Genomic DNA, 25,719 nt, shown 5'->3' with positions numbered 1-25,719 from the left:
GCGTTCCGCCAACAATCTTACGATCTTGCACGCCGGCCTGTCGCCCCGCTTTGCCCGCGGTGAGAGCTAGACACTCGCATTGACGAGCAGTGGATCGGCGGAAGTCACGAGCTTCAGTGTCCGCAGCGAAAAGGTCGATCGCGTGTGCCGGATGCCTTGAATCCGGTAGAGCTTCTCCCGCAGAAAGCGCTCGTAGTGGGTGGTGTCGGCGACCGCTACCTTGACCAGATAGTCGTATTCGCCGGTGACGAGATTGGCCTCGATCACTTCCGGGATTCTTGCAAGGGCGTCGCCGAACCGGGAGAGCACCTTGTCGTCGTGCTTGTCCAGCGTGACTTCGATGAAGACGAGATCCTTCAGGCCGATGGCGACGTGGTCGATGACAGCCGAGTAATGCTTGATCACGCCGATCTCCTCCAGGTGCCTGACCCGCGACCAGCACGGCGAAGACGACAGTCCGACGCGATTGGCCAGTTCGTTGACGGTCAGTCGTCCCTCGTTGCGGAGGATCGAAAGAATCTTTCGATCGATCAGGTCGAGGTCTGCCTTGGTTCGTGGCTTGGCCGAGGAAGATGATTTCATCGTATATCCTCATAAACTCAGATGATTCTTCTGCAGATGACGAGTATCGCATAAAATATTGGGAAATTCACCTGCTGACCCGGCGATACAGTCCTGTTCGAGGAGACCAGCAAATGCCGTCCGCCGCCTGTCGCGCTTCGTCCGTCGTCTTCAGGGCCATTGCCACGGATTCGCTTGCCGCGGCGTCCCAGCTTCTCGCCGATGTGCAGCGCTTTGGGCTTCAGATGGTCGAATTCCGGATGATGGTTGATGTGGAAGGTGGGGCGGCCATCGACTTCGGCGTCGCCGCAAGGCCGGACCACGATCCCGCGGTTCTCTGCTCCCGCTTCGCACGACATCCCGCTCTCCGTTCGGTCGAGATCGTCGGACGATCGCCGGTCAAAACCGAAGGCACGGCGCCATGAACGCGCTGCCGCTCACCTTGCACGTTCCCGAGCCGCAGCCTTGCTTCGGCAGCGCTCCCGATTTCAGCCGCTTCCATCTGTCGGAAGCGGGACGGGTTCGCCGCCCGGCGATCGATGTCGAGGCGAGCGAGATCCGCGATCTGGCCTATGAGTTGATCCGGGTGCTTGATGCCGATGGAGGGGCGGTCGGCCCGTGGTCCGACGGATGTACCGTCGATCAGCTCCGCTCCGGCCTCCGCGCCATGCTCAAGACGCGGGCTTACGATGCCCGCATGACCATGATGCAGCGGCAGCGCAAGACGTCCTTCTATATGCAGTGCACCGGAGAGGAGGCGATCTCGTGCGGCTTTCAGCCGGCGCTGCAGGCAAAAGACATGAACTTCCCGACCTATCGCCAGCAGGGGCTGCTGATCGCGCAGGACTGGCCGGTTGTCGACATGATGTGTCAGGTCCTGTCGAACGAAAAGGACCGCATGAAAGGCCGCCAGCTTCCGGTGTTCTATTCGGCGCGTGAGGCCGGCTTTTTCTCGATCTCCGGCAATCTTGCCACCCAATATGTGCAGGCGGTGGGTTGGGCGATGGCATCGGCGATGCGCGGCGACAGCCGGGTTGCCGCCGCGTGGATCGGCGAGGGAGCTACCGCCGAAAACGACTTCCACGCCGCGCTGGTGTTTGCCTCGGTATACCGCCCGCCTGTCGTTCTCAACGTGGTCAACAATCAATGGGCGATCTCGACCGCGCAGTCGGTCGCCGGGGGCGAAAGCGCGACCTTTGCAGCCCGGGCGCATGGATACGGAATTCCCGCTCTCCGCGTCGATGGAAACGACTACCTCGCGGTGCACGCGGCGGCTTGCTGGGCGGTGGGGCGGGCCCGCCGGAATCTCGGGCCGACCCTGATCGAGTGGGTGACCTATCGGGCGGCGCCGCATTCGACCTCCGACGATCCGTCGAAATATCGCCCACAAAATGATCAGGCGGCCTGGCCGCTCGGCGATCCGATCGAGCGGTTGAAGGATCACCTGATCGGGCTTGGTGACTGGAGCGAGGCGCGTCATGTCCAGCTCAAAGCCGAACTCGACGACGAGATTAGTGTCGCGGCGAAGGAAGCGCAGGGCTTCGGAACGCTGGTCGAGGGGGCGAAATGCAGCCCGGCCTCGATGTTCGACGATGTCTACAAATCGATGCCGCCCCATTTGCGCGAACAGCGCCAGGAACTCGGTTTCTGACCATGCCGTCCTTGACGATGATCGAAGCGATCCGCGATGCCATGGACGTGATGATGGCGCGGGACGACCGCGTTGTCACGTTCGGTCAGGACGTCGGTCGCTTTGGCGGCGTTTTTCGATGCACGGACGGCCTGCAGCACAAATACGGGGCATCGCGCTGTTTCGATACGCCGATCTCGGAATGCGGCATCGTCGGTGTCGCCGTCGGCATGGGGGCGTACGGACTTAGACCGGTCGCTGAAATTCAGTTCGCCGACTACATGTACCCGGCTTACGACCAGATCGTGTCGGAGGCGGCGCGCTTGCGATTCCGCTCGGCCGGCGAGTTCAGCGCCCCGATCGTGGTGCGCATGCCCTGCGGCGGCGGCATCTTCGGCGCACAGACCCATAGCCAAAGTCCCGAAGCGCTGTTCACCCATGTGGCGGGGCTGAAGACGGTCATTCCATCGAACCCGCATGACGCGAAGGGACTGCTCATCGCCGCGATCGAGGACGACGATCCGGTGGTGTTTCTCGAGCCGAAGCGGATCTACAACGGCCCCTTCGATGGCTATCACGATCGGCCCGTGGTGCCGTGGTCGAAGCACGAATTGAGTGAAACGCCGGCGGGGCACTACACCGTGCCGATCGGCGAAGCGGTCGTTCGTCGCGAAGGAACTGACGTTTCGATCCTTGCCTATGGCACCATGGTCCATGTCGCCGAGGCGGCGTGTCGCTCCGTTGGCGTCGACGCCGAGATCATCGATCTGAGGTCGCTCATTCCGCTCGACCTCGACACTATCGTTCGCTCGGTCATCAAGACTGGCCGCTGCGCGATCGTGCACGAAGCGACCCGCACGTCGGGCTTCGGCGCCGAGCTCTCCGCGCTGATCCAGGAACGCTGCTTCTATCATCTCGAGGCGCCGGTCGTTCGGGTGACGGGGTGGGACACGCCATATCCCCACGCGCAGGAGTGGGACTATTTCCCGGGGCCGGATCGCGTCGGCCGCGCGCTGATCCGGCTGATGGAGACCTGAGATGCCCGTCGAGTTCGTCAAGCTCCCTGATGTCGGGGAGGGCGTGGCCGAGGCGGAGATCGTCGAATGGCATGTGACAGTAGGCGAGGCGGTCAAGGAGGATCAGATCCTGGCCGCTGTCATGACGGACAAGGCGACGGTTGAGATCCCTTCGCCAAGGGCCGGCGTGGTCGCCGAGCTGGGCGGCGAGCTGGGCGCGCGTCTTGCTGTTGGAAGTGCTCTGGTCGGCATCAGGTTTGGCGCAGATGATGACGGCGTCGCCAACGGGCACGAAGATACCGCGCTGATGACCGATTGCGCCGGGCCGGAAGGCATCCCGGTCGGTCTGGAAGTGACGTCCCCGACCGCAGCAGATCGACGCAATGATCTTCGTCCGCGCAATAACCATCATCCTGATGGTACAGCCAGCTTCAGGGCACGATCAGTGCCCGCGCGGCCGGTTGCGTCGCCGGCACTAAGGGCGCAGGCGCGCGAGGCGGGAATTGATCTCCGCCTGGTGTCGGGTTCCGGGGCCGCCGGCCGGATTACGCGTGACGACCTCGCTGACTATGTTGGAAACCGATCAAAGGGGACCGGCGGCTCCCGGACCACGCAACGCAACGATGCTGTCGAAGAGATCAAGGTCGTTGGCCTGCGTCGCAGGATCGCGGAGAGGATGGCGGAATCCACCCGGCGTGTGGCGCATTTTTCCTATATCGAGGAGATCGATGTCACGGCTCTCGACGAATGTCGCAAGCAGCTGAACGCGCGATTTGCCGACAGCCGGCCGAAATTGACCGTCTTGCCTTTTGTCGTCGCAGCGCTCGCTCTCGCGGTCCGTGATTTTCCCCAAATCAGCGGAACCTACGACGACGACAAGGAGGTCGTCAGCCGGCACGGTGCCGTTCATGTCGGTATCGCCACACAGACCCCGTCAGGACTGATGGTGCCCGTGCTCTTCCACGCCGAAACGCTCGATCTCTGGAGCTGTGCGGATGAGATCAAGCGGCTGTCCACGGCAGCACGGCAAGGCACTGCGCGGCGGGAAGAGTTGAGCGGCTCGACCATCACCATCACCAGTCTCGGTGATCTCGGCGGCGTTGCAACAACGCCCATCATCAACCGGCCGGAGCTCGCGATCATCGGCGTTAATCGAACGATGATCCGCCCGGTGTGGCGGGATGGTCAGTTCGTTCCTCGTGAGATGATGAACCTGTCGTCTTCATTCGATCACCGCATCATCGACGGCCACGAGGCCGCGCAATTCATCCGGCGCATGAAAGAGCTGCTCGAAGCGCCGGCGCTTCTTTTGGTTGGAATCTGACATGCAGGAGAGCGCCGCAGAGGTCGTGATTATCGGCGGAGGGCCCGGCGGCTATGTCGCTGCCATTCGTGCCGGGCAACTGGGATTGCGCACCGTCCTGATCGAGCGCGCCGCCCTGGGCGGTACCTGCCTGAATGTCGGCTGCATTCCTTCCAAGGCGCTGATCCATGCGGCGGATGCGTTCCATGCCGCCAATCGCCAGCGGGAAACGACAATGTTCGGCTTGAGCGTCGGACAGGTGGAGCTTGATTTCGTACGCACCGTTTCGTGGAAGGATACGATCGTGAACCGCCTGACAGGCGGGGTTGCCGGCCTCCTGAAGCGAAACGGCGTGTCGGTGATTTCAGGCACGGCCGAGATACTGGATGGCAAGACCGTCAGGGTCGAAACAACAGATACGACGATGCGCGTTCGTGCTGGGCATCTCGTTCTTGCAACAGGCTCAGTGCCGCAGGCCGTGACTACGCTGCCGTTCGGAGGCAATATCATCTCTTCGACAGAGTTGCTCTCGCTCCCGGAAAGACCCGGGCGGCTGGTTGTTGTTGGGGCAGGCTACATCGGCCTCGAACTCGGGATTGCCTTTGCAAAGCTCGGATCTGATGTGACCGTCGTCGAGGCCGACGAGCGGATTCTGCCAAGATGGGACGCGGCATTGACGCGACCCGTGGCGCGGCGGCTCGAAGAACTGAAGGTCGGCGTCATCACCTCGGCGTATGCTCAAGGGCTGACACGCGGTGGCGAGAGCCTGTTGATCGAGCAGCGCGGGCACGGGCCGCGCGAAATACCGGCGGACAAATTTCTGGTCGCGGTTGGGCGCGCGCCCTGCACTGAGGGCTTCGGGTTGGAGCGGCTCGATCTCGCGATGGATGGAAAGTTCGTCAGGATCAATGACCGCTCCGAGACATCGATGTCGAATGTCTGGGCGATCGGCGATCTCACCGGGGAGCCGATGCTGGCGCATCGCGCCATGGCACAAGGTGCGATGGTGGCGGAGATCATTGCGGGAAAACGCCGCGCCTTCGATGCCATCGCCATTCCGTCCGTCTGCTTTACTGATCCGGAAGTGGTTTCGGTCGGACGCTCGCCGGAGCAGGCCAGGGCGGACGGTAAGGCGGACGGTTACGATATCAAGGTCGCGACATTTCCCTTCGCCGCCAATGGCCGAGCTCTGACGCAGATGGATGACGAGGGTTTTGTGCGCATCGTCGCGCGGGCCGGCGATCACCTCGTGCTGGGCGCACAGGCGGTCGGGGCGGGAGTTTCGGAATTGACGTCGTCGCTGGCACTTGCCATTGAAATGGGGGCGGTGCTCGAGGACATCGCAGGCACCATCGGCGCACATCCGACACGGAGCGAAGCGATCCACGAGGCTGCGCTTGGCGCGTTGGGACGCGGCTTGCATTTCTGATGGACGTAAAAACAAATTTGGTGGAAACGAACTTGGTAGAAGCGTCCTGCACGACTTTCAGCAGGATCAAACTCTGGAGCGCATCGTGTCGAAATCCGAACGGACTTATCGCAACTACATCGCCGGCCGCTGGGTCGATGCCGCCGATGGACGTCGTCTCGAGATCCTGGATCCGTCGGACGGTTCGCATCTTGCCGACATTGCCCGCAGCGGCAGCGAGGACGTCGAGCGCGCGGTGCAGGCCGCCCGGGCGGCGCTGGCCGGAGATTGGGGACGCATGTCGGCGACCGATCGCGGCCGTATCCTGCATCGGATCGGCGAGGGGGTTCTGAAGAATATCGATCTGCTGACGGAGCTCGAAGCACGGGACGTCGGCAAGCCGCTCAAGCAGGCGCGGGCCGACGTCGAGGCGCTGGCGCGCTACTGCGAATTCTACGGCGCCGCCGCCGACAAGGTTCACGGTGACACCATCCCTTACCGGACGGGATTCACCGCCATCACGCTTTACGAGCCTCACGGCGTGACTGCCCACATCATTCCCTGGAACTATCCGATGCAGATCATCGGACGCAGCCTCGGTGCGGCCCTTGCCATGGGCAACGCCGCTGTCGTGAAACCGGCCGAGGAAGCCTGCCTCACGGTGATCGAGTTTACCCGCATCGCGGAGGAGGCGGGATTGCCGCACGGCGCGCTCAACCTTGTCACCGGGACCGGCGAGGAGGCCGGTGCGGCATTGTCCGGCCATCCCGGCATCAATCACATTTCCTTCACGGGTTCGGTCGCGACCGGCGCGCTGGTGCAGGCGGCAGCCGCGCGGAATGCGGTGCCGGTCACGCTGGAGCTTGGCGGTAAATCGCCCCAGCTGGTCTTTGCCGATGCCGATCTCGATCGGGCGTTGCCGTTTTTGGTGATGGCGGGCATTCAGAACGCAGGCCAGACCTGCTCCGCTTCGTCGCGGATTTTGGTCGAGCAATCGATCTATGAAGAGGTCGCAGCACGCATGGCCGATGCCTACCGAAAGCTCAGGGTTGGGCCGGCGCTGTCCGACCTGGATGTCGGCCCGATGGTCTCCCGCCGGCAGAAGGACATCGTCGAAGGCTACATCGCTCTGGCCGACCGTAGCGGCGCGCGTCTCGCCGCGCAGGGCACGATCGTGGCCGAAGCGCCTGCCGGCGGCGCCTATGTCACGCCGACGCTGATCCGCGACGTTTCGCCCAGCCACCGCCTCGTGCAGGAGGAGATCTTCGGGCCGGTCCAGGTCATCATGCCCTTCGACGGCGAGCAGCAGGCGATCGAGCTGGCGAACGGTACGCCCTATGGCCTGGTCTGTGGAATCTGGACCAGCGACGGCGGGCGGCAATTCCGCCTGGCGCGCGCCATTCAGTCGGGACAGGTCTTCATCAACAACTACGGCGCCGGCGGCGGAATCGAACTGCCGTTCGGCGGCGTCAAGCGTTCGGGGCACGGCCGCGAGAAGGGTTTTGAAGCCCTCTACGGCTTTGCAACGACCAAGACCATTTCGATCTATCACGGCTGACGACTGCGAATGCCGGCGGTGATCACGCCGCCGGCATTTGCCATATGATCGGTCGGCACGCGCGCTCGATTGGCTGAGATGGATGTGGCCGGCGTCGTTGCTGCCGGAGCCGGCCTGCTCATCACGCGCACTCGCGCAACCTCGTACAGAGAACTTCAGTGATCTCCTGAGAGCCGGCCGTCCCGCCGATGTCCCGGCTCAAGACCGATTTGTCGGCCAGAGCATAAGTTACGGCCGCCTCGATACGACCCGCTGCTTCGACCAGCCGCGGGTCGGCATGACGCCGGCCAAGCCAGTTCAGCATCAGGGCTGAGGTCAGCACCGTTCCGTAGGGATTGGCGATTCCCTTGCCGGCGATATCGGGAGCCGATCCATGCGACGCCTGAAAGAAGCCGTTGCCATCGCCGAGTTCGGCAGATGGTGACATGCCCATGCCGCCGATGGTCGCCGCGCCAAGATCGGAGATGATGTCGCCGAACATGTTCTCGGTGACGATGACGTCGTAGTGCGAGGGACGATTGATCAGGTGAACGGTCATGGCGTCGATCAGCACATGCTCGGCTTCGACATCAGGGTATTGCGCCGCAATCTCATCGAACACGCTTCGGAAGAAGGCATAGCTGCGTAGCACATTGGCCTTGTCGCAACAGGTGACCCGACGACGTCCATCGCGCGGAGCGCCGCCGCGCGAGCGCGCGAGTTCGAACGCGAAGTGCACGATCCGTTCGATGCCGCTGCGGGTCTGTACCAGGGGATCGACGGCGACCTCGCCGCGAAGCAGCGTTCCTGCTGCACGCGCGGCATAGAGGCCTTCACTGTTCTCTCGAACGATGACGTAATCGATGGCGCCGGCATCGCGCAGTGGCGATCGCACGCCGGGCAGCAACTTGATCGGCCGGACATTGGCGTAGAGGTCGAGTTTCGAGCGCAGCGTCAGGGTAAAATCGAGACCGGCCTCGGTGCCGTCGGGGTGGACGACGCCGGGCATGCCGGCGGCGCCGTGCAGGATGGCGTCGGCGGCGCGGCAAGCCTCGAATGTCTGCCGCGGGAAAGACTCACCGGTTTCCAGGAAGTGTTGCGCGCCCGCCGGATGCTCGCTGAAGTGAAGCGGCAAGGTTTCCCCAAACGCGGCCTCCAGCACCCGGACCGTTGCGCTGCCGACCTCCGGTCCAATGCCGTCGCCATGGACAACGCAGATTTCGTACGTGGGCTTCATGATAGGGGTCTCGCGTCAGATGCAGCGGCCGCCGTCGACTTCCATGGCGACCCCCGTGATCATGCTTGCCTCGTCGGAGCACAGGAAAGCCGCGGCGTTGCCCATGTCTTCAGGCGTGGAGAAGCGGCCGATTGGAATCGTCGACAGGAATTTTGCGCGGATCTCGGGCGTGTCCTGGCCCATGAAGGTCTTCAGGAGCGGCGTTTCGCCGGCGACGGGATTGATCGCGTTGACCCGGATGCCGAACGGCGCAAGCTCCACGGCCATGGCGCGCGTAGCGGTAATGACCCAGCCTTTCGAGGCATTGTACCAGGTCAGGTTCGGTCGCGGACTGACGCCGCCGGTGGACGCTATATTGAGCACGACGCCAGATTTCTGCTGCTTGAAGTGCGGCACGATGGCCTTGGCGCCGTAGTAGATGGACTTCATGTTGACGTTGGCGATCCTGTCGAACATTTCGTCTGTCACCGTTTCGAGCGGTTGCGGCGTGTGTCCGACGCCGGCATTGTTGACGAGGATGTCGAGCCCACCGAACTCCCGATGGGCTTTCTGCACGACGGCCACGAAGCCGGTTTCGTTGGAGATATCCGCAACGGCTGCAATGGCTTTGCCGTCGAACGCGCCGGCCACGCGCTCTGCGGCGGCCTGATCGCGATCGGCCACGACGACGCGGGCGCCTTCGGCGACGAATTTGCGGACGATGCCCTCGCCGAAGCCGGAGCCGCCGCCTGTCACGATCGCGATCTTGTCTTTCAGTCTCATGGCGGTCCTCGCTGCTGGAGAGTGTTCAACATTGGCTGGCATCAGCCGATAGGAGAGTAACTTGTCGGGAGAGGGCACTATTGGCGGAAAGGCTGCGATCGATCCGAATGCCGCGAGTCCGCCTTGCAGAAGGGGGCTGTTGGTCCGGGGCGCTGGCCTTCCTGATCAGGACGATTCGTCGAGAACGCTCGCGCTTTCCGCCTGCGCTGTGTTGTGCCTGTCACCCCAAACGCCGCGCGACCTTTCCAGGTGCCGTCGGATGGTCGCTTCGGCCCCGCTGCGGTCCTGCTTTGCGATGTAGTCGAGCAGTTTGAAATGTTCGTTTGCGGATTGCCTGAGAAAGTCTCGCGGCGACTCGCCGCTCGCGAAGCCCTGCAGCCGTACCCGGTCCCTGAGCGTCTCGACCAACTTGGCGAGGTGGTGATTGCCAAGCGTGGCGATCAGCTGAACGTGGAATTTGAGATCCGTATCAAGGAAGGCAATCAGATCGCCGGTATCCGCTGTTTGCCGCGTTGCCTCCGCCAGCTGACGAAGCTCGTCGAGCTGTTTGCCCGACAAACCGCCCTGGGCGATGTCGCCGACGCTCGGCACCTCCAGCAGCAGTCGGACGGCGAAAATATCGTTGAGTTCGGCCAGCGACAGCGACACCACGCGAAAGCCGCGATTGCGCTCTGCCTCGAGTAAACCTTCGCGCTCGAGATCGAGCAGGGCTTCCCGCACCGGCGTCGCCGACACGCCGAGTTCAGCCGCCAACCGCGGCACCGAATAGAGCTGATCCGGTTGCATCTGCCCGGTGATGACCAGCCCGCGGATCACCTGCCGCGCCTGCTCGCGCAAGCTTGGCGCCGAAACCAGACCGGCCGAACCCTTGTGCATCGTTTCCATGCGCTCCTTCTTACACGCCGCCATGCCAATTCGCAATGTGTGATATGTGATATATTATCGTTGACGTTCGAAATGTGATGTGTGATATTTTACTCAACAAAATATTAGGGAGGTACAGATGGCGGTAGATCGCATCCTTATGATCGTGTCCGACACCGTTCGGACGGACATGCTGGGATACAACGGCGGCGGGGTCAGGACTCCCAATCTCGACCGGCTTGCCGCCAAATCGATGGTTTTCGATCGCTACTACGCGTCGAGTTTTCCAACGGTTCCTGCGCGCTACGATTACCTGACCGGCAAGCCCGCGTTTGCCGGTGTCGGCTGGGGCGCGCTGCCGCGCGCGGATCGCTCGATTGCAACCACATTGACCGACGCGGGGTACACGACGCTCGGCGTGGTCGACACGCCGTTTTATCAGGTCAACGGCTATTCATATGATCGCGGCTTCAACTTCTTCTATGACATGAAGTCCCAGCTCCTGGGGACGCCGCACTACAGCTCCTACAGCGCGCCGAACAAGACCAAGCGCCAGGGCGAAGGCAAGCTGCCGCAATGGCCGATCACAGGCAAGGTGAAGCCCGATCCGCGCGTCGGGGAGATGGATTGTCCGGCACCGCTCACCATGGTGCAGGCAGCCAAGTGCCTGGAGGAGATCTACCAGGATAAATTCTTTGCCCTGGTCGACACCTGGGATCCGCATGAGCCGTGGGATCCGCCGGCCTATTACGTCAGGCACTATCTTCCCGATTATGCCGGCGAACGCGTGCATCCGCCCTATGGCGAATGCAAGAAGCACGGCATGACCGATCGCGATATCGCGGTGGCGCGCGCGCTCTATAGCGGCGAGCTCGAACTGGTCGATCGCTGGATCGGGCATCTGCTCGACCAGCTCGCCTATCTCGGCATCGAGGATTCCACCGCCATCATCTTCGTCTCGGACCACGGCTTCCTGCTGGGAGAGCATGGGTTGATGGGCAAGATGGTCCGCAGGGCGCCCGGCGAAGCCACCTGGATGCGTTCGCCGCTCTACGAGGAGATCGCCAAGGTGCCGCTGTTGATCCATGTGCCGGGCGCAAAGCCCGGACGAACCAGCAAGCTTGCCTGCGCGCTCGACCTCGCGCCCACGATTTGCGACATGGCTGGTCTGCCGCGCCAGCCGGAGATGCAGGGACACTCGCTGCTTCCCGGCGTGCTCGGTCAGGCCTTCGAGGGGCGGGACCACGTGCTGACGGCACTGCCGCTCGCCAATCCCGGCGATACGGTTGAAGTCGTCGACGATCTGATGCGGACGGTGGTCGAATGGCAACCCGTCACCATCACCACGCAAAAATGGTCGCTGCTCTACGCGATTCCGGGCGAACCGATCGAGCTCTATGATTTGAGCTCCGATCCGAAGCAAACCACCAACGTGGCGGCAAAGCACCCCGCCGTCATTCGTGCTCTGCTGGAGATGTATGCGGACGACCTGCGCCGCGCTGGAGTCACCAACAAATACAGCGATCCTCGCCTCGCCGCCTTGCTCGAACCCGTCTCCTAGGTCGTCACGATTGCGGAGGTATCGATCGACTGGTGGAGAGCGACATGAAGGCCGACTTCACGCGAAGGCAATTCCTCGGCTCCACCGGGATGGGGCTCGCTGCCCTCGGATATGGCGCAGGCATGCCGCTGATGGCGGCGGAGGGCGAGGGGCCCACGCCGAAGCGCGGCGGCGTGCTGACCATCGGCCAGGACGAGAACCCGATCGGTCTCGACCCGCACAAGACGGCGGCATTTTCGACCGGCAACATCGCCGAGCACATCTATACCTGCCTGCTCAGGTGGGATGCGACGGCGAGCCATGTCGAGCCTGATCTTGCCGTCGCATGGGAGAATCCGGATCCGCAGACGTTCGTCTTCCATCTGCGCGACGGCGTAAAATTTCACAATGGCGACGCGCTCACGAGCGAGGACGTCAAGTTCACGTTCCAGCGCCTGGTCGATCCCGCGACGCGCTCGCCGTGGGTGTCGATCTTCTCGGTCATCAGCGCGATCGATACGCCGGATCCAAAGACGGTGGTTTTTCGCCTCGCCAATCCGTTTTCGCCGTTCCTCAACTATCTTGCCACGATCAAATATACCGCGATCGTCAGCCGCGAGGACGTCAGGCAGCGCGGCGACCTCGTCAAGGGCGGCGCCGGCACGGGGCCGTTCATGCTGGAAGATTTCCGGCCGAATTCGCTGATACGGCTGAAGCGCAACCCTGATTATTACGAGCCCGGATTACCTTATCTCGATGGCCTCGACTTCCGCATCATTCCCGATGAAGGCAGCCGCATGGCGGCCTTGCGGGCGGGCAGCGTGCAGTTGACCTGGCTGGGCCGCCCCGACTCGGCTGCGCAGATGCGTGATGTGCCAGACATCGTGGCGCCTGACCCGAAATCCTATTCGCGGCTGTTGCTGCTCGAATTCGATCAGCGCCGCCCGCCGTTCAACGATGTCCGTGTTCGCCGCGCCTTCAGCCTTGCGCTGAACCGGGAGTTGATCGTCAAGGTAGTCTGGCGTGGCCACGCCGGCCTGACGGCTGCGCTGCCACCGATGCAAGCGCCTTTCGCCGTTCCGAGCGGCGAAGTGCTTGGCTTGCCCTACGCCAAAGAAGACGTGGCTGCGGCCAAGGCGCTCATGGCGGAAGCGGGCTATGCCGCCGGCTTCGAGACGATTTTTGCCGTTTCGCCGGCCAACTACGGCGACGTTCAGATTGCCCAGATCATGCAGCAGATGGTCGGGCGCGTCGGCATCAGGATCAAGATCCTGCAGAAGGAATGGAGCAATCTCGTCGCGGACTTTCAATCGACGGAATCTCCGATCTCGATGGCAGGCCTGGTTTGGGGGCCCGATCCCGACACCAACATCTCGATACGGCTGGACTCGCGCTCCACGGTCAATCCCGGCAAGACGGCCGATCCCGTGCTGGACGACATGCTCGCCAAGGCCCGCCAGAGCTACGACGAAGCCGAGCGTGTCAGCCTCTATCGCGCGGTCCAGCAGCGCGTTGCCGACATGGCTTACGTCATCACGCCCTGCGCCGCTGCGCTGCGATGGGAGATGTGGTCGACGAAGCTGCAGGGCTACCGTGCCTTGCCATCGGCGCAGCGCGTCTATCTTCGGCAGTCCTGGCTGCGATAGGGCGCAAGACAGGGTTCGAATGGAGTAGTCGATGCTCAGATATGCCACGGGGCGCATCGTTCTCACAGTGCCGGTGCTCTTCGGAGTTTCGCTGATGAGCTTTGCCATCATCCATTTGATCCCCGGCGATATCGTGAGCGTGCTGGCCGGTCCCATGGTGGCGCCCGACTCGGAAGCAGCCCAGAACATCCGGCGTGCCCTTCATCTCGACCAGCCGCTGCCGGTCCAATACGGCCTCTGGCTGATCGGCGCGCTTCACGGCGATTTCGGCAACTCACTGGTGATGGGACTGCCGGTCGGCCCGCAGATCGCCTCGCACCTTCCGGTAACCCTGGTGCTGACCGCCTTGTCGCTGTTCTTCGCGATCATGATCGGATTGCCCGCAGGCGTCACTGCTGCGACGGCACGCGGACGCTGGCCCGATCTCGCCATTCGCGGTGTTGGGCTGCTCGGCCTCTCGACGCCGCCTTTCTTCGTCGGCGTGGCCGCGGTGTTGCTGCTCTCGATCTATCTGCCTTCGTTCAAGACCCTTGGCGCCGTCGACTTCTCTCACGATCCGCTCGGCGGAGTTCAGACCTTGCTGCTGCCGGCCTTCGTCCTTTCGCTGGCTTCCGCCACGACGATCATGCGCTACACGCGCGTCGCCATGCTCGAAGTGCTGGCGGAGCCTTACATGGCAACGGCGCGCGCCAAGGGTGCCGGTCGTCTCCGCGTGCTGGTCCGGCACGGTCTTCGCAATGCCCTGTTGCCGGTGGTGACCGCGGTCGGTGTCACCGCCGCCCACCTCATTGCAGGTGCGGTCGTGGTCGAACAGGTGTTCGGCCTGCCCGGTGTCGGCCAGCTGATGCTCAACGCGATCTATCACCGCGACTATCCGCAGGTGCAGGCCACGGTGCTGGTGATCACCACGCTCGTGGTCCTGATCAATATCATGGTCGACCTCAGTTATTATTTGCTCGATCCGAGGATTCAGCAGCATGGCTGACGCGCATCCGACAGCTATCGACGTGCCGGACCAATCGGGTGTGCCGCTGAACGCGCCGGCGATCGGCGACAAATCCGCGTCTGTTTCCGGGCCTTTCGGGTTTCGCCTGAATCTGCCGCTCCTGATCGGTGCCGCGATGGTGCTGCTGTCGATCGGGTTCACGCTCGCCGCTCCCTGGCTGACACCGCACGATCCCCTGGAGATCGCCGATGCGTCGCTCTCACCGCCGTCCAGTCAGTATCTGTTGGGCACGGATCAACTCGGACGCGACGTCCTGACGCGTATCCTCTACGCGGCGCGCAGCTCGCTCGCTGCGGCTTGCCTGAGTGCTGCGCTGGCGTTTGCGACCGGCACGATGATCGGCCTGATTGCCGGATACTCCGCCGGGCTGCTCGACGCCTGCTTGATGCGCGTCCTCGACATCCTGCAGGCCATTCCGGCACTGCTGCTGGCGATTGCGCTGGTGGCGGCGCTCGGCCCGAACCTGCCCAATCTGGTGCTCACCATGGGCCTGCTGTTCATGCCGCGTTTCGCCCGCGTCGCGCGCGCCTCGACGCTGTCGGTGCGGGAGCGGGACTACATTGCCGCGGCCATCGGGCTTGGCGTGTCCCGCGCGCGAATCCTGTACCGGCACGTTCTGCCGAACATCGCAGCACCCCTGATCGTTGAGGCGTCGTTGACGGTGACGATCGCGATCCTGACCGAGGCGTCGCTGTGGTTTCTCGGGCTCGGCGTGCAGCCGCCTGATCCGACCTGGGGCTGCATGATTGCCGAATCCACCTCGGTGATGGCGCTCGCGCCTTGGCTTGCCCTTAGCCCGGGATTTGCCATCGTGTTCGTCGTTATCGGCTTCACGCTGATGGGTGATGGTTTGCGCGATGCGCTGGATCCGCGAGGTTGATCGATGCTCGACAAATCGAAGACTGATGCGATGAGCGACATGCCGTCCGATCTTCACTGGATGTCCGCCTGGCAGATCCGCGAGGCCATCGTGACGCGGCGTCTGTCGGCAATCGAAGTCGCCTGCCATTTCATTGAAAGGATCGATAAGCTCGATCAACGCCTTCACTCCTTCTTTACGGTGTCGGGTGAAATGGCGCTCGACCAGGCGAGGGACATCGATCGACGGATCGATCGCGGCGAACCTGTCGGCGCGCTGGCGGGTGTGCCGGTGTCGATCAAGGATCAGTTCTGGACCAAGGGCATCCGCACCACTAGCGGCTCGCGGATCTATGCCGACCACGTGCCGGAGGAGGATTCGCTACACGTCGCGCGTGAAGGCGGCCGATGGCGTGATCATTGGCAAGACTGCTACGCCCGAATTTGGGACGTTCTGGCGCACCGCCGGCCGCATCGCGCCTGAATGTGTCAATCCGTGGGATCCCCGATGCACGTCTGGGGGCTCAAGCGGAGGGGCGGCGGCGAGTGTCGCAGCCGGCTTCGGCCCGCTGGCGCTTGGGAGCGATTCAGGTGGATCGATCCGGCTGCCCTCGGCGATGTGCGGGGTGCTCGGCTTGTTGCCGAGCAACGGCAGGGTACCGCGGCACGGCTCGCTCGGATCCACGCTGTTCCTTTGCGGTGTAGGCCCGATCAGCCGCGACGTGCGCGATGCCGCGAACTTGCTGCAATTGCTGGCACGGCCGTCGGCGGCAGACCCGTTGTGCCGCAGCGACGAGGCCCCGGACTATCTTGCAGGCCTCGATCGAGGTGTCGCGGGGCTGCGGATGAAGTGGTGGGAAAACGATGCCATCAGCAGGCTCGTGCAGGGCGACGTCGTTGCCGGCGTGAAGAAGGCGGCGCTCGGCTTCGAGACGCTTGGCGCGCGGTTTGCCGATCCCGTGACGCTCGACACCGCCGGGATCGACGAGGCGTGGAAGGTGCTCGATTTCGTCGATCGCTATGCAGCACTCGGGGAAAAGCTTTACGCGGATGCCGCCCTTCGCCGCAAGCTGTCTCCCTACGCCCGACTGCGTTTCGCCGAGGCCAAAAAGGTCACCGGCGCGCAGTATTCCCGCGCGATGCTCCGCCGCGCCCAATTCATCCGCTCCGTCGAAAGGGCGTTCGAGAGCTGCGACGTGTTGCTGTCGCCGACGCTCGGATATGTCGCGCCGGTGATGAAATCGGTCGGTCCCACCGAGCGCATCCCGGCGTTGGTCGCCTATACGCTGGCGGTCAATCTCGCCGGCTATACCGCAGCGTCAATTCCCTGCGGCGTTGTTGCGGGGATGCCCGTCGGCTTGCAGGTGATTGCGCCGCCAAACCAGGAGGCACTCGTGCTGCAGGTTTGCCGGGCTTTCGAACTCGCCTGGCCCTGGGCCGGACGAAAGCCGAGAGAGTGATGGAGGATTGCGCGATGATTGAATGGCGACGCGTCCTCAGCCTTTTGGTCAGGCCGCACTCTGTCGATTGGCCGACCGGAGTAGCCGAAGGAATCGTTCACTGGCCTGCGGGCCGCGAACGGACTTCGGCTCGGGCGGGGCGAGAGCCGAACCCGGCTGCCCCGTCAGCCCGCCTCTGGACGATTTCGACCGAATTTATCGTCGAAGCCGAGCTGGACGAATCCACCCGGTTTGGCGGGGCATGATCATGTCGCTGTTGCGGGTCGAAAATCTCCGGACCTATTTCGACACGCGATCCGGCGTGATGAAGGCCGTCGACGGCATCAATCTCGACGTTCGTCAAGGCTCTACGCTTGGCATCGTCGGTGAATCCGGCAGCGGCAAGAGCGTTACCGCGCTTTCGATCATGCGTTTGATCGAGCGGCCGGGCCGCGTTCTGCCCGGTAGCCATATCTATTTCGAAGGCAAGGACCTCGCCGCGATTCCCGAAAGACAGCTCGAGGGGGTTCGCGGCAATCGCATGTCGATGGTGTTTCAGGAGCCGATGACCTCGCTCAACCCGGTCCATACGGTGGGCAACCAGATCATCGAAGCCATCAGGCTGCATCGTCGCATGAGCTCACGCCAGGCTCGCGGGCGCGCCATCGAACTGCTGGAACTGGTGGGGATTCCGTCGCCCGAGCGGCGCGTCGACGCCTTTCCGCACCAGATGTCGGGTGGAATGCGGCAGCGCGTGATGATTGCAATGGCGCTTGCCTGCGAACCCAAGCTCCTGATCGCCGATGAACCGACGACCGCGCTTGACGTCACCATCCAGGCCCAGATCCTCGAACTGCTCCGCCAGTTGCGGGATCGACTGGCGATGTCGGTCATTTTGATCACCCATGATCTCGGCGTCGTCGCCGAGATGTGCGACGACGTCGCCGTGATGTATGCGGGGCAGGTGGTGGAGCGAGGCTCCGTCGAAGCCGTCTTCCGCAGCCCGCAGCATCCCTATACCGAGGCATTGCTGAGATCGATCCCGCTCCTGGGAATGACGAAGGCCGAGCCGCTCAACGTGATCCCCGGCATGGTCCCGAGCGCGCTGCGGTGGCCGGTGGGCTGTCGGTTTGCGGCGCGTTGCGGCTACGCGTCCGACCATTGTCATCGTGAACCGCCGGAGATGTTCGCCACCGGCTCGGGATACGCAGCCTGCTGGCTACGCAGCGATACTGCGGAGCGATCACAGCCGGGAGCAACCGCAGATGCATGAGCCGTTGTTGCACGCCCGTGGCGTCAAGAAATACTTCCCCGTAGGTGGCGGGCTGTTCGGGCGTGACGTGGCGTATGCGCGGGCAGTTGACGGTATCGATCTGGATGTCGGCCGGGGAGAGACGCTCGGCCTGGTCGGGGAATCCGGCAGCGGAAAGTCCACGCTCGGACGGATCCTTGTGGGTCTGATGAGGCCGAGCGCTGGAGAGCTGTCGTTCGACGGCACGCAGATTTCCGAACTGGAAGGTGCGGAATTGCGGCGCTTTCGGCGCGAGTTGCAGTTCATCTTTCAGGATCCGAGCGGGTCGCTCGATCCTCGCATGAAGGTCCGCGACATCGTAGGCGAAGGCCTCTATGCCCAGGGTATGGAGCGTGGTGCGCGTGACAGGCTGGTCGTCGAAATGCTCGACAAGGTGGGACTGCGGAGGGAGGCTGCGGAGCGCTACCCCCATGAGTTGTCAGGTGGCCAGCGCCAACGCGTCGGGATCGCCCGCGCTCTCGTGCTTCGACCGAAGCTCGTGGTCGCCGATGAGCCGGTTTCCGCGCTCGACGTTTCGATCCAGTCGCAGATCCTGAACCTGCTCGTCGAACTCAAGCGCGAACTGCGGCTGACGTACGTCTTCGTCTCGCACAATCTCGCGGCGGTGAGCTATGTCAGCGACCGCATCGCGGTGATGTATCTCGGCAAGCTTGTTGAACTCACGTCGACCGAGCGGCTTTGCCGAAAACCCCTTCATCCCTATACCCAGGCGCTATTGTCGGCGGTTCCGGAACCTATACCGGGCCGCAGCCGGCAGATCATCGTATTGCGCGGGGACATACCCAATCCGATCGCGCCGCCCTCCGGTTGCCGCTTCCGAACGCGCTGCCCATTGGCGCAACCGGTCTGCGCGGAACAAGAGCCGCAGCTGATGCCGAAATCGGTCGAAGGAGGAGAGCATCTCGTCGCCTGCCATCTGGCCTGATCCGGCGGGCGAGTTGTTGCCATATCGGCTCGATAAAGGGCGTGCCGTTCTTTTACGTCCATTCCGATCCCCCCTTCCTGCGCCTCGGATTGAACGGTATCAAGAAGTCGCTCGGGCGCTAGGCCCGACGGCATCAAGCGGCGAGGGATCGTGACATGGCTTTTGAACTGTTCGAACTTACGGGCAAGAGGGCGCTCGTCACCGGCTCGTCGCAAGGCATCGGGTTCGCACTCGCGCAAGGCCTTGCCGAACACGGTGCCGAAGTTGTCCTCAACGGCCGTGACGCGGCCAAGCTTGACGCGGCCGCGGCGAGACTGGCGGCCGCTGGACAGAAGGTATCGGTGGCCGGCTTCGACGTGACGCAAGCGCAAGCCGCCAAGGACGGTGTCGAGGCGATCGAGAAGAATTCCGGTGCGATCGATATCCTGATCAATAACGCCGGCATGCAGTTCCGCTCGCCGCTCGAGGACTTTCCCGCAGAGAAGTGGGAGCAATTGCTCGCCACCAATGTTTCGAGCGCGTTCTATGTCGGTCAGGCCGTTGCGCGTCATATGATCCCGCGCGGCCGGGGCAAGATCATCAACATCGCCTCCGTGCAAAGCGAACTCGCGCGTCCTGGCATCGCGCCTTACACGGCCACAAAGGGTGCCATCAAGAACCTGACCCGCGGCATGTGTGCCGACTGGGCGAAGCACGGCCTCCAGATCAATGCGATCGCGCCGGGCTACTTCAAGACCCCGCTCAACCAGGCGCTGGTCGACAATCCGGAATTTTCGAGCTGGCTCGAAAAGCGGACACCGGCGGCCCGCTGGGGTAATGTCGAGGAGTTGGTCGGGGCCGCGGTGTTCCTGTCCGGCAAGGCTTCGTCCTTCGTCAACGGACATACGCTCTATGTTGATGGTGGCATCACCACCTGTCTCTAGGTTCATCTGCCGGCGACCAGGTGGCCCGAATTCCGCTTCTGCCCGAGGAAACGGCGCGCCAGCTTGATGAAATTTTGCACCACCATCGACGTCTCGTCTGTTCTGAAGACGAGAAATACGTCGGCGGACGGCGGTGAGGGCCTGATGGGTCGGAATACGATCTCGTCGGTCGTGAAGCGGGCGATTGATTGCGGAACCAGCGCAACGCCGAACCCCGCTGCGATCAGGCTGGGTACCGACTGCGCGTCGACGACCTGCTGGGAGACCCGCGGCAGGAAGCCGGCGTCGATGCAGCATTTCTGTATGTAGCGCGCGAACTGGGAGCTCTCCGGCTGCAGCACGATGTGGTCCTCCGACGCAAGGTCGCCGAGGGCAATGCGCTTGCCCCTTGCGAGCGGATGGGTTTTTGGCATGGCCACCACGACCTCTTCCGGCCATGCGAGTTCGCTGCTCAAGGCGTCCTCGGCGGGAATGCTTCTATTCAGGCTGATGTTTGTCGTGCGATTGAGGAGGGCCGCGATCTGCAAGGCCGGTGCCTGCTCATGCACGGTCATCTTCACCGATGGCGCAACCTTCCGGTACGCAGCCAGCAAATCGGCCAGGCGCCCGCGCAGGATGGAGCCTGTCGCTCCGATATCGAGAGAACCGACCAGGCCGGCGCCAATCGCGCGGACCTCGTCTTCCGCCAGTTTGATCTGCTGCTGAATGGCGCGGGCGCGCGCCAGAAGCGCTTCTCCGGCTTGGGTCAACTCGACCCTGCGACTGGTCCTATAGAGAAGCTGCGCCCCCAACGCAGCTTCGAGCGACTGGATCTGCTGGCTCAGCGGGGGTTGGGAAAGATTCAGCCGCCGCGCCGCGACGGTGAAGCTGCGCTCCTCGGCCACGGCGATGAAATATCTGATCTGACGGAGATCCATAGCGAAATCCTCTTAATCGTGTCGTTCTATATATTGGACACTTGACCTGGGATGGTCAACGAATGAGGGGATGTGCTGCTTCGGTCGCCGGGCCGGGGGCGTAGCGCCGTACCGCGAAGATCGAGGCGGGCAGGCGGGGTGAGCGCGGCCGGCGGCGGCCCGCTGGGGCGGGCAACCGGTTTCGAAGCGATGTCGACGTCGCCGTCAAAAGCAATAGTGGCATCGGCCGTGAGCCGACCAAGCCGCATCGAATGGGAACGCCAACCAAGCGGGGGAAAGCCGTGCCAAACATACTCAAGTCACTGTTCTTTCAGGTCGTCATCGCGCTCGGACTGGGTATTGCCCTCGGCATGGCCTATCCCGACGTCGCGCTTCAGATGAAGCCGCTGGGCGACGGCTTCATCAAGCTCATCAAGATGCTGGTTCCCGTGATCGTGTTTTGTGTCGTCGTGCACGGTATCGCCGCCGCGGGGGATCTCTCGAAGGTTGGACGGGTCGGGGTGCGCGCCCTCATATATTTCGAGGTCATCACGACCATCGCCTTGGTGCTCGGCATTGCGCTCGCCTATTACTTCGAGCCCGGCGTTGGAATGAACATCGATCCGAAGACGCTGGATGCAAAAGCGCTGAGCGGCTTCAGTCAGACGGCAGCCCAGGTTGCCGGCGGCGGCGTCTCGGAATTCCTCATGAAACTCATTCCCTCGACGGTGGTCGGCGCGTTCACGACCGGTGACATCCTGCAGGTATTGATCGTCTCGATCATGTTTGGCTGCGCCGTCTCGCTGTGCGGCGAGCGGGCCAGGCCGGTAGCGGATTTCATCGGACGCGTGAGCGACATCGTCTTCAAGATGATGAATTTCGTCGTCAGGCTGGCGCCGCTCGGTGTCTTTGGGGCGATTGCATTTACCGTCGGCAAGTATGGCATCGGCTCGCTCAAGCAGCTCGGCGGTCTCGTCGCCCTGTTCTATGTGGCCGTAGCCATCTTTGTCGTCGTCGTCCTGGGTACGGTCATGCGCTTTTGCGGCTTCAGCCTGTTCAAGCTGCTCCGCTACTTGCGCGAGGAACTGACGATTGTTCTTGGCACGGCGGCCGGAGACAGCGTGCTTCCGCAGACCATGAGGAAGCTCGAGCTCCTCGGCATCAAGCCGTCGACCGTTGGGTTGGTCATTCCGACCGGATACTCGTTCAATCTCGATGCGTTCTCGATCTACCTGACGCTGGCCGCCGTCTTCATTGCCCAGGCCACCAACACGCCGCTGGCGACGGGTGATCTCTTGGCAATTCTCGGCATTGCGCTCCTGACCTCGAAAGGTGCTCACGGAGTTCCGGGCTCGGCCATCGTTGTCCTTGCGGCAACGCTCGCGGCCATCCCGGCCATTCCAGCCATAGGATTGGTGCTGCTGCTGTCGGTGGACTGGTTCATCGGCATCGCACGCGCGCTGGGCAACTATGTCGGAAACTGTGTTGCGACGGTTGCCGTGGCCTCATGGGAAGGCGACATCGATCGGGAAAAGGCGCATCGTGTCCTGAATGGCGAGGTCGCAGCCATCGATATGGAGACACCGATCGATTCTGTCGGTATCGATGCATCCGGAGCGCAGCTTCAGACGTCCTGAGCCCGCGCATCAGTGGGTCCGGCATGGGTCAGACAAAGGCGGTGGTGCCGGACCGGATCGTCGATGATCCCGTTCCCGGGTCTGCGACGGATGGGAGTTGAGCGATGTTGACGCTTTCGATTGCACCTTTGACAAAGGCGGGGTTTGCGCCATTCGGCGAGGTGGTCGAGACTGCGGACGTGAAGCCGAAATTGATCAATGAAGGCTTTGCGGAGCGCTTTGACGACCTGGCCGGCATTGACGTCGCCGCGGAAGGCGGAGAGGTCAACATCAGTCTGTTCACCGGCTCGGCAAGGCCGGCTCCGCTCGTCATCAAACTGATGGAGCGCCACCCGCTGGGTAGCCAGCTGTTCATGCCGTTGAACGGAGCGCCCTGGTTGGTGGTGGTGTGCACCGATCCGGACGTCCCCTCAAGCTACCGGGCATTTGCCGCATCGGGACGACAGGGCGTGAACTACGCGCGAAACTGCTGGCACCATCCGCTGCTGGTCGCCGCGGACGCCAGTCCGTTCCTCGTGATCGACCGTAAGGGTCCGGGCAGCAACCTCGAGGAAAAGTGGCTTGAAGCGGCAAACTGGCTGCGCGTCGTGCCCGATGGTGCGGCGGCAGCGAACCCGGACATCACGGCGAAGCAGGGTTAGCGGCCCGGCGATCACCAGCACAATCATCCCAAGGGGTCATCAGGAATGTCATCTCCAACCTATCACGTGCCGCCGGGCGGGCACCCGGCCCAGACCGAGCTCCTGACCGGCCGGGCAGTCTTCACGAATGCATATGCGGTGATACCAAAGGGCGTGATCCGCGACATCGTCACCAGTTATCTCCCGCACTGGGACAAGACGCGCGTTTGGGTGCTGGCTCGACCGCTGACGGGCTTTGCCGAAACATTCTCGCACTACCTCGTCGACGTGGCACCGGGGGGAGGAAGTGAATCGCCGGAGCCCGACGCGGGAGCAGAAGGGGCGCTGTTTGTCGTCGGGGGAGAGCTGTCCCTGAGGCTTGCCGGAGCCGAACACGTGCTGCAGCCCGGCGGCTTTGCCTATCTGCCTCCCGGGAGTTCCTGGAGCGTGCAGAACCGCGGCTCCAATTCAGTGCACTTTCATTGGATCCGGAAGCTGTATCAGCGCGTGCCTGATATCGCGGTGCCCGATGCCATCGTCACCAACGAAAACACCGTTGCGCCGACGCCGATGCCTCACACCGACGGCAGGTGGGCGACGACGCGTTTCGTCGATCCATCGGATATCAGACACGACATGCACATGACGATCGTGACTTTCGAACCCGGTGCGTCGATCCCCTTCGCAGAGACCCATGTGATGGAACACGGCCTCTATGTTCTGGAAGGCAAGGCCGTCTACCGGCTCAACCAGGATTGGGTTGAGGTCGAGGCCGGAGATTATATGTGGCTCCGCGCCTTTTGCCCGCAGGCTTGCTATGCCGGCGGCCCGGGACGCTTCCGCTACCTGCTGTATAAAGACGTGAACCGGCACATGGACCTGCGCGCCTTGCGATCGCCGGCGGGCTCTTAAGCCGGGCTGGTCAGCATGCAATGCTGACGACGCGGCGTGAAGCCCGCGCTCGTGGTGGGAAGCGGCTGGTCAGGCATCAACCGCAACCTTCAATGCTTCGGCCCGGATTTCCTCGACCAGCCGTTCCTTCAGCCTGACGAATTCTGGCGCGGTCTTGATCTTGTAGGATCGCGGGTGGGGCAGGTCGATCGCGATCTCGGCCTTGATGCGGCCGGGACGGGCGCTCATGACGATGACCCGGCTGCCGAGGAAAATCGCCTCCTCGATATCATGGGTGACGAACAGCACGGTCTTCTGCTCGCGTTCCCAGATGCCGAGCAGCATTTCCTGCATCAGCACGCGGGTTTGATTATCCAGCGCCCCGAACGGTTCGTCGAGCAACAGGATTTTTGGATCGTTGGCAAGCGCGCGGGCGATCGCCGTGCGTTGCTGCATGCCGCCGGAGAGTTGCTTCGGCCAGTGGTTTTCGAAGCCGGACAGGCCGACCCGTTGGATGAACCCATCTGCGATCTTGCCGCGATCCGCCTCGGAAACCCCGCGCTCGCGCAGGCCGAACGCGATGTTTTCACGCACGGTCAACCATGGGAACAGCGTGTACGATTGAAACACCATGCCGCGATCAGCGCCGGGTCCCGTGACCTCTTGCCCGTCCAGGATGACGCGGCCGCTGGTCGGCCGGTCAAGCCCGGCGATGATCCGCAGCAACGTGGATTTTCCGCAGCCTGACGGGCCGAGGATGGTGACGAAGTCGTTGTTGCCGACGCTGAGATTGGTCGGCTCCAGCGCCCGCGTCGGCGCATTGCCCTGACGCGCGGGGAAGGTACGGGAGACCTGATCGATCTTCAGCTCGGTCACGCCAATCTCCACGGAAACAGCCAGGCGTTGAAGGCCTTGAACAGGAAGTCCGACACTAGCCCGATCAGGCCGATGACGATGATGCCGAAGATGATCTGGCCGGTGTTTAGCAGCGCCTGGCTGTCGGTGATCATGTGGCCGATGCCGGACGATGAACCGATCAGCTCGGCGACGATGACGTAGGTCCACGCCCAACCCAGGACGAGCCGAAGGATTTCCGCGATTTCGGGGGCCGAGGAGGGCAGCAGCACGCGGCGGATGATGCCGCTGTCGCCGGCGCCCAGCGTGTAGGCGGCTTCAACGAGGTCGCGCCTAGTGTTGCCGACGTTCACGGCGATCATCAGGATAATCTGGAACACCGAGCCGATAAAGATAACCAGCAGCTTCTGCAGTTCGCCGATGCCCGCCCACAGGATCAGCAGCGGGATGAAGGCCGAGGCAGGCAAATAACGGGCAAACGAGACGAACGGCTCCAGGAAAGCCTCGATCGGCTTGTAGGCGCCCATCAGAACGCCGAGCGGCACCGCAATGATGGCTGCCAGCACGAAGCCGCCGATGACACGCCAGATCGTCATGCCGATGTCGAACAGGAAGCCGTGCTTGGTCAGGAGTTCAAAGCCCTCCTGCAGCATGGTCAGCGGGTTGGCGAGAAACGTTTTGGAGACGTAACCGCCAAACGTTGCCCATGCCCACAGGGCGACAAACAGGACGAAGAACGCAAAGCCATAGGCTGCGCGTTGTTTCGACGTCACGGGATCCAAGGGACGCATCACGGGGCGTGTTCCTCAAAGCGGCGCCGATCGCGGAAGGCCCCGCATCCACATGTGTGGAA

The 25,719-nt window shown here is 63.0% G+C and carries 23 protein-coding genes and 1 pseudogene; 17 read left to right on the top strand and 7 right to left on the bottom strand.

The features are described 5' to 3' along the window. Positions 1 to 66: 66 nt before the first annotated feature. Complete coding sequence (locus tag ACVWVY_RS33995; RefSeq protein WP_456630476.1) at positions 67 to 582, bottom strand: Lrp/AsnC family transcriptional regulator; 516 nt, start codon at positions 580 to 582, stop codon at positions 67 to 69. Here ACVWVY_RS33995 and ACVWVY_RS33990 point away from each other — a divergent pair. The 6 genes from ACVWVY_RS33990 to ACVWVY_RS33965 all read left to right on the top strand — a co-directional run bounded on the left by ACVWVY_RS33990 (position 573) and on the right by ACVWVY_RS33965 (position 7,476). After that, positions 573 to 986: a hypothetical protein gene (locus ACVWVY_RS33990; protein WP_456630475.1), complete on the top strand. Its 414-nt coding sequence runs from the start codon at positions 573 to 575 to the stop codon at positions 984 to 986. The genes ACVWVY_RS33995 and ACVWVY_RS33990 overlap by 10 nt on opposite strands. Further along, positions 983 to 2,212, top strand: coding sequence for a thiamine pyrophosphate-dependent enzyme (locus ACVWVY_RS33985; protein WP_456630474.1), 1,230 nt, complete (start codon positions 983 to 985; stop codon positions 2,210 to 2,212). The genes ACVWVY_RS33990 and ACVWVY_RS33985 overlap by 4 nt, the downstream gene beginning before the upstream one ends. A gap of 2 nt (positions 2,213 to 2,214) precedes the next feature. After that, positions 2,215 to 3,228: an alpha-ketoacid dehydrogenase subunit beta gene (locus ACVWVY_RS33980; RefSeq protein ID WP_456630473.1), complete on the top strand. Its 1,014-nt coding sequence runs from the start codon at positions 2,215 to 2,217 to the stop codon at positions 3,226 to 3,228. A 1-nt stretch (position 3,229) separates the two neighbouring features. After that, on the top strand, positions 3,230 to 4,531 hold the full coding sequence (locus ACVWVY_RS33975) for a dihydrolipoamide acetyltransferase family protein (protein ID WP_456630472.1): 1,302 nt from the start codon (positions 3,230 to 3,232) through the stop codon (positions 4,529 to 4,531). A 1-nt stretch (position 4,532) separates the two neighbouring features. Continuing rightward, complete coding sequence (gene lpdA / locus ACVWVY_RS33970; protein ID WP_456630471.1) at positions 4,533 to 5,939, top strand: dihydrolipoyl dehydrogenase; 1,407 nt, start codon at positions 4,533 to 4,535, stop codon at positions 5,937 to 5,939. Between the two features lie 85 nt (positions 5,940 to 6,024). Further along, a complete protein-coding gene (locus ACVWVY_RS33965; protein ID WP_456630470.1) occupies positions 6,025 to 7,476 on the top strand; it encodes an aldehyde dehydrogenase family protein in 1,452 nt (483 codons plus the stop codon). A 121-nt stretch (positions 7,477 to 7,597) separates the two neighbouring features. Here ACVWVY_RS33965 and ACVWVY_RS33960 read toward each other — a convergent pair whose 3' ends face one another. The 3 genes from ACVWVY_RS33960 to ACVWVY_RS33950 all read right to left on the bottom strand — a co-directional run bounded on the left by ACVWVY_RS33960 (position 7,598) and on the right by ACVWVY_RS33950 (position 10,291). After that, positions 7,598 to 8,692: an isocitrate/isopropylmalate dehydrogenase family protein gene (locus ACVWVY_RS33960; RefSeq protein WP_456630469.1), complete on the bottom strand. Its 1,095-nt coding sequence runs from the start codon at positions 8,690 to 8,692 to the stop codon at positions 7,598 to 7,600. 15 nt (positions 8,693 to 8,707) lie between these two features. Then, the gene (locus tag ACVWVY_RS33955) at positions 8,708 to 9,454 is read right to left on the bottom strand and encodes a glucose 1-dehydrogenase (RefSeq protein WP_456630468.1); all 747 of its coding nucleotides are present in this window, start codon (positions 9,452 to 9,454) and stop codon (positions 8,708 to 8,710) included. 165 nt (positions 9,455 to 9,619) lie between these two features. After that, positions 9,620 to 10,291, bottom strand: coding sequence for a GntR family transcriptional regulator (locus ACVWVY_RS33950; protein ID WP_456630467.1), 672 nt, complete (start codon positions 10,289 to 10,291; stop codon positions 9,620 to 9,622). Between the two features lie 166 nt (positions 10,292 to 10,457). Between ACVWVY_RS33950 and ACVWVY_RS33945 the strand changes: the two genes are divergently transcribed. The 8 genes and pseudogenes from ACVWVY_RS33945 (at position 10,458) to ACVWVY_RS33910 (ending at position 19,967) form a co-directional block, all read left to right on the top strand. Beyond that, positions 10,458 to 11,879 (top strand): sulfatase, encoded by a 1,422-nt coding sequence (locus ACVWVY_RS33945; protein ID WP_456630466.1) that lies wholly within the window; start codon positions 10,458 to 10,460, stop codon positions 11,877 to 11,879. 44 nt (positions 11,880 to 11,923) lie between these two features. Continuing rightward, positions 11,924 to 13,504 carry an ABC transporter substrate-binding protein gene (locus ACVWVY_RS33940; RefSeq protein ID WP_456630465.1) on the top strand — a complete coding sequence of 527 codons (1,581 nt, stop codon included), beginning with the start codon at positions 11,924 to 11,926 and terminating at the stop codon, positions 13,502 to 13,504. A 31-nt stretch (positions 13,505 to 13,535) separates the two neighbouring features. Continuing rightward, positions 13,536 to 14,489 carry an ABC transporter permease gene (locus tag ACVWVY_RS33935; RefSeq protein ID WP_456630464.1) on the top strand — a complete coding sequence of 318 codons (954 nt, stop codon included), beginning with the start codon at positions 13,536 to 13,538 and terminating at the stop codon, positions 14,487 to 14,489. After that, positions 14,482 to 15,390, top strand: a complete 909-nt coding sequence (locus ACVWVY_RS33930) for an ABC transporter permease (RefSeq protein WP_456630463.1) — start codon at positions 14,482 to 14,484, stop codon at positions 15,388 to 15,390. Before ACVWVY_RS33935 ends, ACVWVY_RS33930 begins: the two co-directional genes overlap by 8 nt. A 3-nt stretch (positions 15,391 to 15,393) precedes the next feature. Further along, positions 15,394 to 16,828: pseudogene (locus tag ACVWVY_RS33925) on the top strand (amidase). A 247-nt stretch (positions 16,829 to 17,075) separates the two neighbouring features. After that, a complete protein-coding gene (locus ACVWVY_RS33920; protein ID WP_456630462.1) occupies positions 17,076 to 18,080 on the top strand; it encodes an ABC transporter ATP-binding protein in 1,005 nt (334 codons plus the stop codon). After that, a complete protein-coding gene (locus ACVWVY_RS33915) occupies positions 18,073 to 19,044 on the top strand; it encodes an ABC transporter ATP-binding protein (RefSeq protein WP_456630461.1) in 972 nt (323 codons plus the stop codon). The genes ACVWVY_RS33920 and ACVWVY_RS33915 overlap by 8 nt, the downstream gene beginning before the upstream one ends. A gap of 155 nt (positions 19,045 to 19,199) precedes the next feature. Beyond that, a complete protein-coding gene (locus ACVWVY_RS33910; protein WP_456630460.1) occupies positions 19,200 to 19,967 on the top strand; it encodes an SDR family oxidoreductase in 768 nt (255 codons plus the stop codon). Positions 19,968 to 19,969: 2 nt separating this feature from the next. Here the strand turns inward: ACVWVY_RS33910 and ACVWVY_RS33905 are convergent, their stop codons facing one another. Then, complete coding sequence (locus tag ACVWVY_RS33905; protein WP_456630459.1) at positions 19,970 to 20,884, bottom strand: LysR substrate-binding domain-containing protein; 915 nt, start codon at positions 20,882 to 20,884, stop codon at positions 19,970 to 19,972. A gap of 281 nt (positions 20,885 to 21,165) precedes the next feature. Here ACVWVY_RS33905 and dctA point away from each other — a divergent pair, with 281 nt between their 5' ends. The 3 genes from dctA to ACVWVY_RS33890 all read left to right on the top strand — a co-directional run bounded on the left by dctA (position 21,166) and on the right by ACVWVY_RS33890 (position 24,032). After that, positions 21,166 to 22,500: a C4-dicarboxylate transporter DctA gene (gene dctA / locus ACVWVY_RS33900; protein ID WP_456630458.1), complete on the top strand. Its 1,335-nt coding sequence runs from the start codon at positions 21,166 to 21,168 to the stop codon at positions 22,498 to 22,500. Positions 22,501 to 22,604: 104 nt separating this feature from the next. After that, a complete protein-coding gene (locus ACVWVY_RS33895; protein ID WP_456630457.1) occupies positions 22,605 to 23,141 on the top strand; it encodes an ureidoglycolate lyase in 537 nt (178 codons plus the stop codon). Between the two features lie 45 nt (positions 23,142 to 23,186). Further along, a complete protein-coding gene (locus ACVWVY_RS33890) occupies positions 23,187 to 24,032 on the top strand; it encodes a bifunctional allantoicase/(S)-ureidoglycine aminohydrolase (RefSeq protein WP_456630456.1) in 846 nt (281 codons plus the stop codon). Between the two features lie 69 nt (positions 24,033 to 24,101). Here the strand turns inward: ACVWVY_RS33890 and ACVWVY_RS33885 are convergent, their stop codons facing one another. Together ACVWVY_RS33885 and ACVWVY_RS33880 are read right to left on the bottom strand one after the other, a co-directional pair. After that, positions 24,102 to 24,887 (bottom strand): ABC transporter ATP-binding protein, encoded by a 786-nt coding sequence (locus tag ACVWVY_RS33885; RefSeq protein WP_456630455.1) that lies wholly within the window; start codon positions 24,885 to 24,887, stop codon positions 24,102 to 24,104. Beyond that, on the bottom strand, positions 24,884 to 25,657 hold the full coding sequence (locus ACVWVY_RS33880; RefSeq protein WP_456632377.1) for an ABC transporter permease: 774 nt from the start codon (positions 25,655 to 25,657) through the stop codon (positions 24,884 to 24,886). Before ACVWVY_RS33880 ends, ACVWVY_RS33885 begins: the two co-directional genes overlap by 4 nt. Positions 25,658 to 25,719: the final 62 nt, after the last annotated feature.

The sequence above is a fragment of the Bradyrhizobium sp. URHC0002 genome (genome assembly GCF_054059515.1).
This window is presented reverse-complemented; position numbering and strand designations above follow the sequence as displayed.

Excerpts from the sequence above, each read along its gene's own strand:
- ACVWVY_RS33990 (WP_456630475.1), top strand. The coding sequence starts at position 573 with ATGATTTCATCGTATATCCTCATAAACTCAGATGATTCTTCTGCAGAT.
- ACVWVY_RS33920 (WP_456630462.1), top strand. The coding sequence starts at position 17,076 with ATGTCGCTGTTGCGGGTCGAAAATCTCCGGACCTATTTCGACACGCGA.
- ACVWVY_RS33945 (WP_456630466.1), top strand. The coding sequence starts at position 10,458 with ATGGCGGTAGATCGCATCCTTATGATCGTGTCCGACACCGTTCGGACG.
- ACVWVY_RS33930 (WP_456630463.1), top strand. The coding sequence starts at position 14,482 with ATGGCTGACGCGCATCCGACAGCTATCGACGTGCCGGACCAATCGGGT.
- ACVWVY_RS33980 (WP_456630473.1), top strand. The coding sequence starts at position 2,215 with ATGCCGTCCTTGACGATGATCGAAGCGATCCGCGATGCCATGGACGTG.
- ACVWVY_RS33955 (WP_456630468.1), bottom strand. The coding sequence starts at position 9,454 with ATGAGACTGAAAGACAAGATCGCGATCGTGACAGGCGGCGGCTCCGGC.
- ACVWVY_RS33915 (WP_456630461.1), top strand. The coding sequence starts at position 18,073 with ATGCATGAGCCGTTGTTGCACGCCCGTGGCGTCAAGAAATACTTCCCC.
- lpdA (WP_456630471.1), top strand. The coding sequence starts at position 4,533 with ATGCAGGAGAGCGCCGCAGAGGTCGTGATTATCGGCGGAGGGCCCGGC.
- ACVWVY_RS33940 (WP_456630465.1), top strand. The coding sequence starts at position 11,924 with ATGAAGGCCGACTTCACGCGAAGGCAATTCCTCGGCTCCACCGGGATG.
- ACVWVY_RS33960 (WP_456630469.1), bottom strand. The coding sequence starts at position 8,692 with ATGAAGCCCACGTACGAAATCTGCGTTGTCCATGGCGACGGCATTGGA.
- ACVWVY_RS33880 (WP_456632377.1), bottom strand. The coding sequence starts at position 25,657 with ATGCGTCCCTTGGATCCCGTGACGTCGAAACAACGCGCAGCCTATGGC.
- ACVWVY_RS33890 (WP_456630456.1), top strand. The coding sequence starts at position 23,187 with ATGTCATCTCCAACCTATCACGTGCCGCCGGGCGGGCACCCGGCCCAG.
- ACVWVY_RS33905 (WP_456630459.1), bottom strand. The coding sequence starts at position 20,884 with ATGGATCTCCGTCAGATCAGATATTTCATCGCCGTGGCCGAGGAGCGC.
- ACVWVY_RS33985 (WP_456630474.1), top strand. The coding sequence starts at position 983 with ATGAACGCGCTGCCGCTCACCTTGCACGTTCCCGAGCCGCAGCCTTGC.
- ACVWVY_RS33995 (WP_456630476.1), bottom strand. The coding sequence starts at position 582 with ATGAAATCATCTTCCTCGGCCAAGCCACGAACCAAGGCAGACCTCGAC.
- ACVWVY_RS33895 (WP_456630457.1), top strand. The coding sequence starts at position 22,605 with ATGTTGACGCTTTCGATTGCACCTTTGACAAAGGCGGGGTTTGCGCCA.
- ACVWVY_RS33910 (WP_456630460.1), top strand. The coding sequence starts at position 19,200 with ATGGCTTTTGAACTGTTCGAACTTACGGGCAAGAGGGCGCTCGTCACC.
- ACVWVY_RS33935 (WP_456630464.1), top strand. The coding sequence starts at position 13,536 with ATGCTCAGATATGCCACGGGGCGCATCGTTCTCACAGTGCCGGTGCTC.
- ACVWVY_RS33975 (WP_456630472.1), top strand. The coding sequence starts at position 3,230 with ATGCCCGTCGAGTTCGTCAAGCTCCCTGATGTCGGGGAGGGCGTGGCC.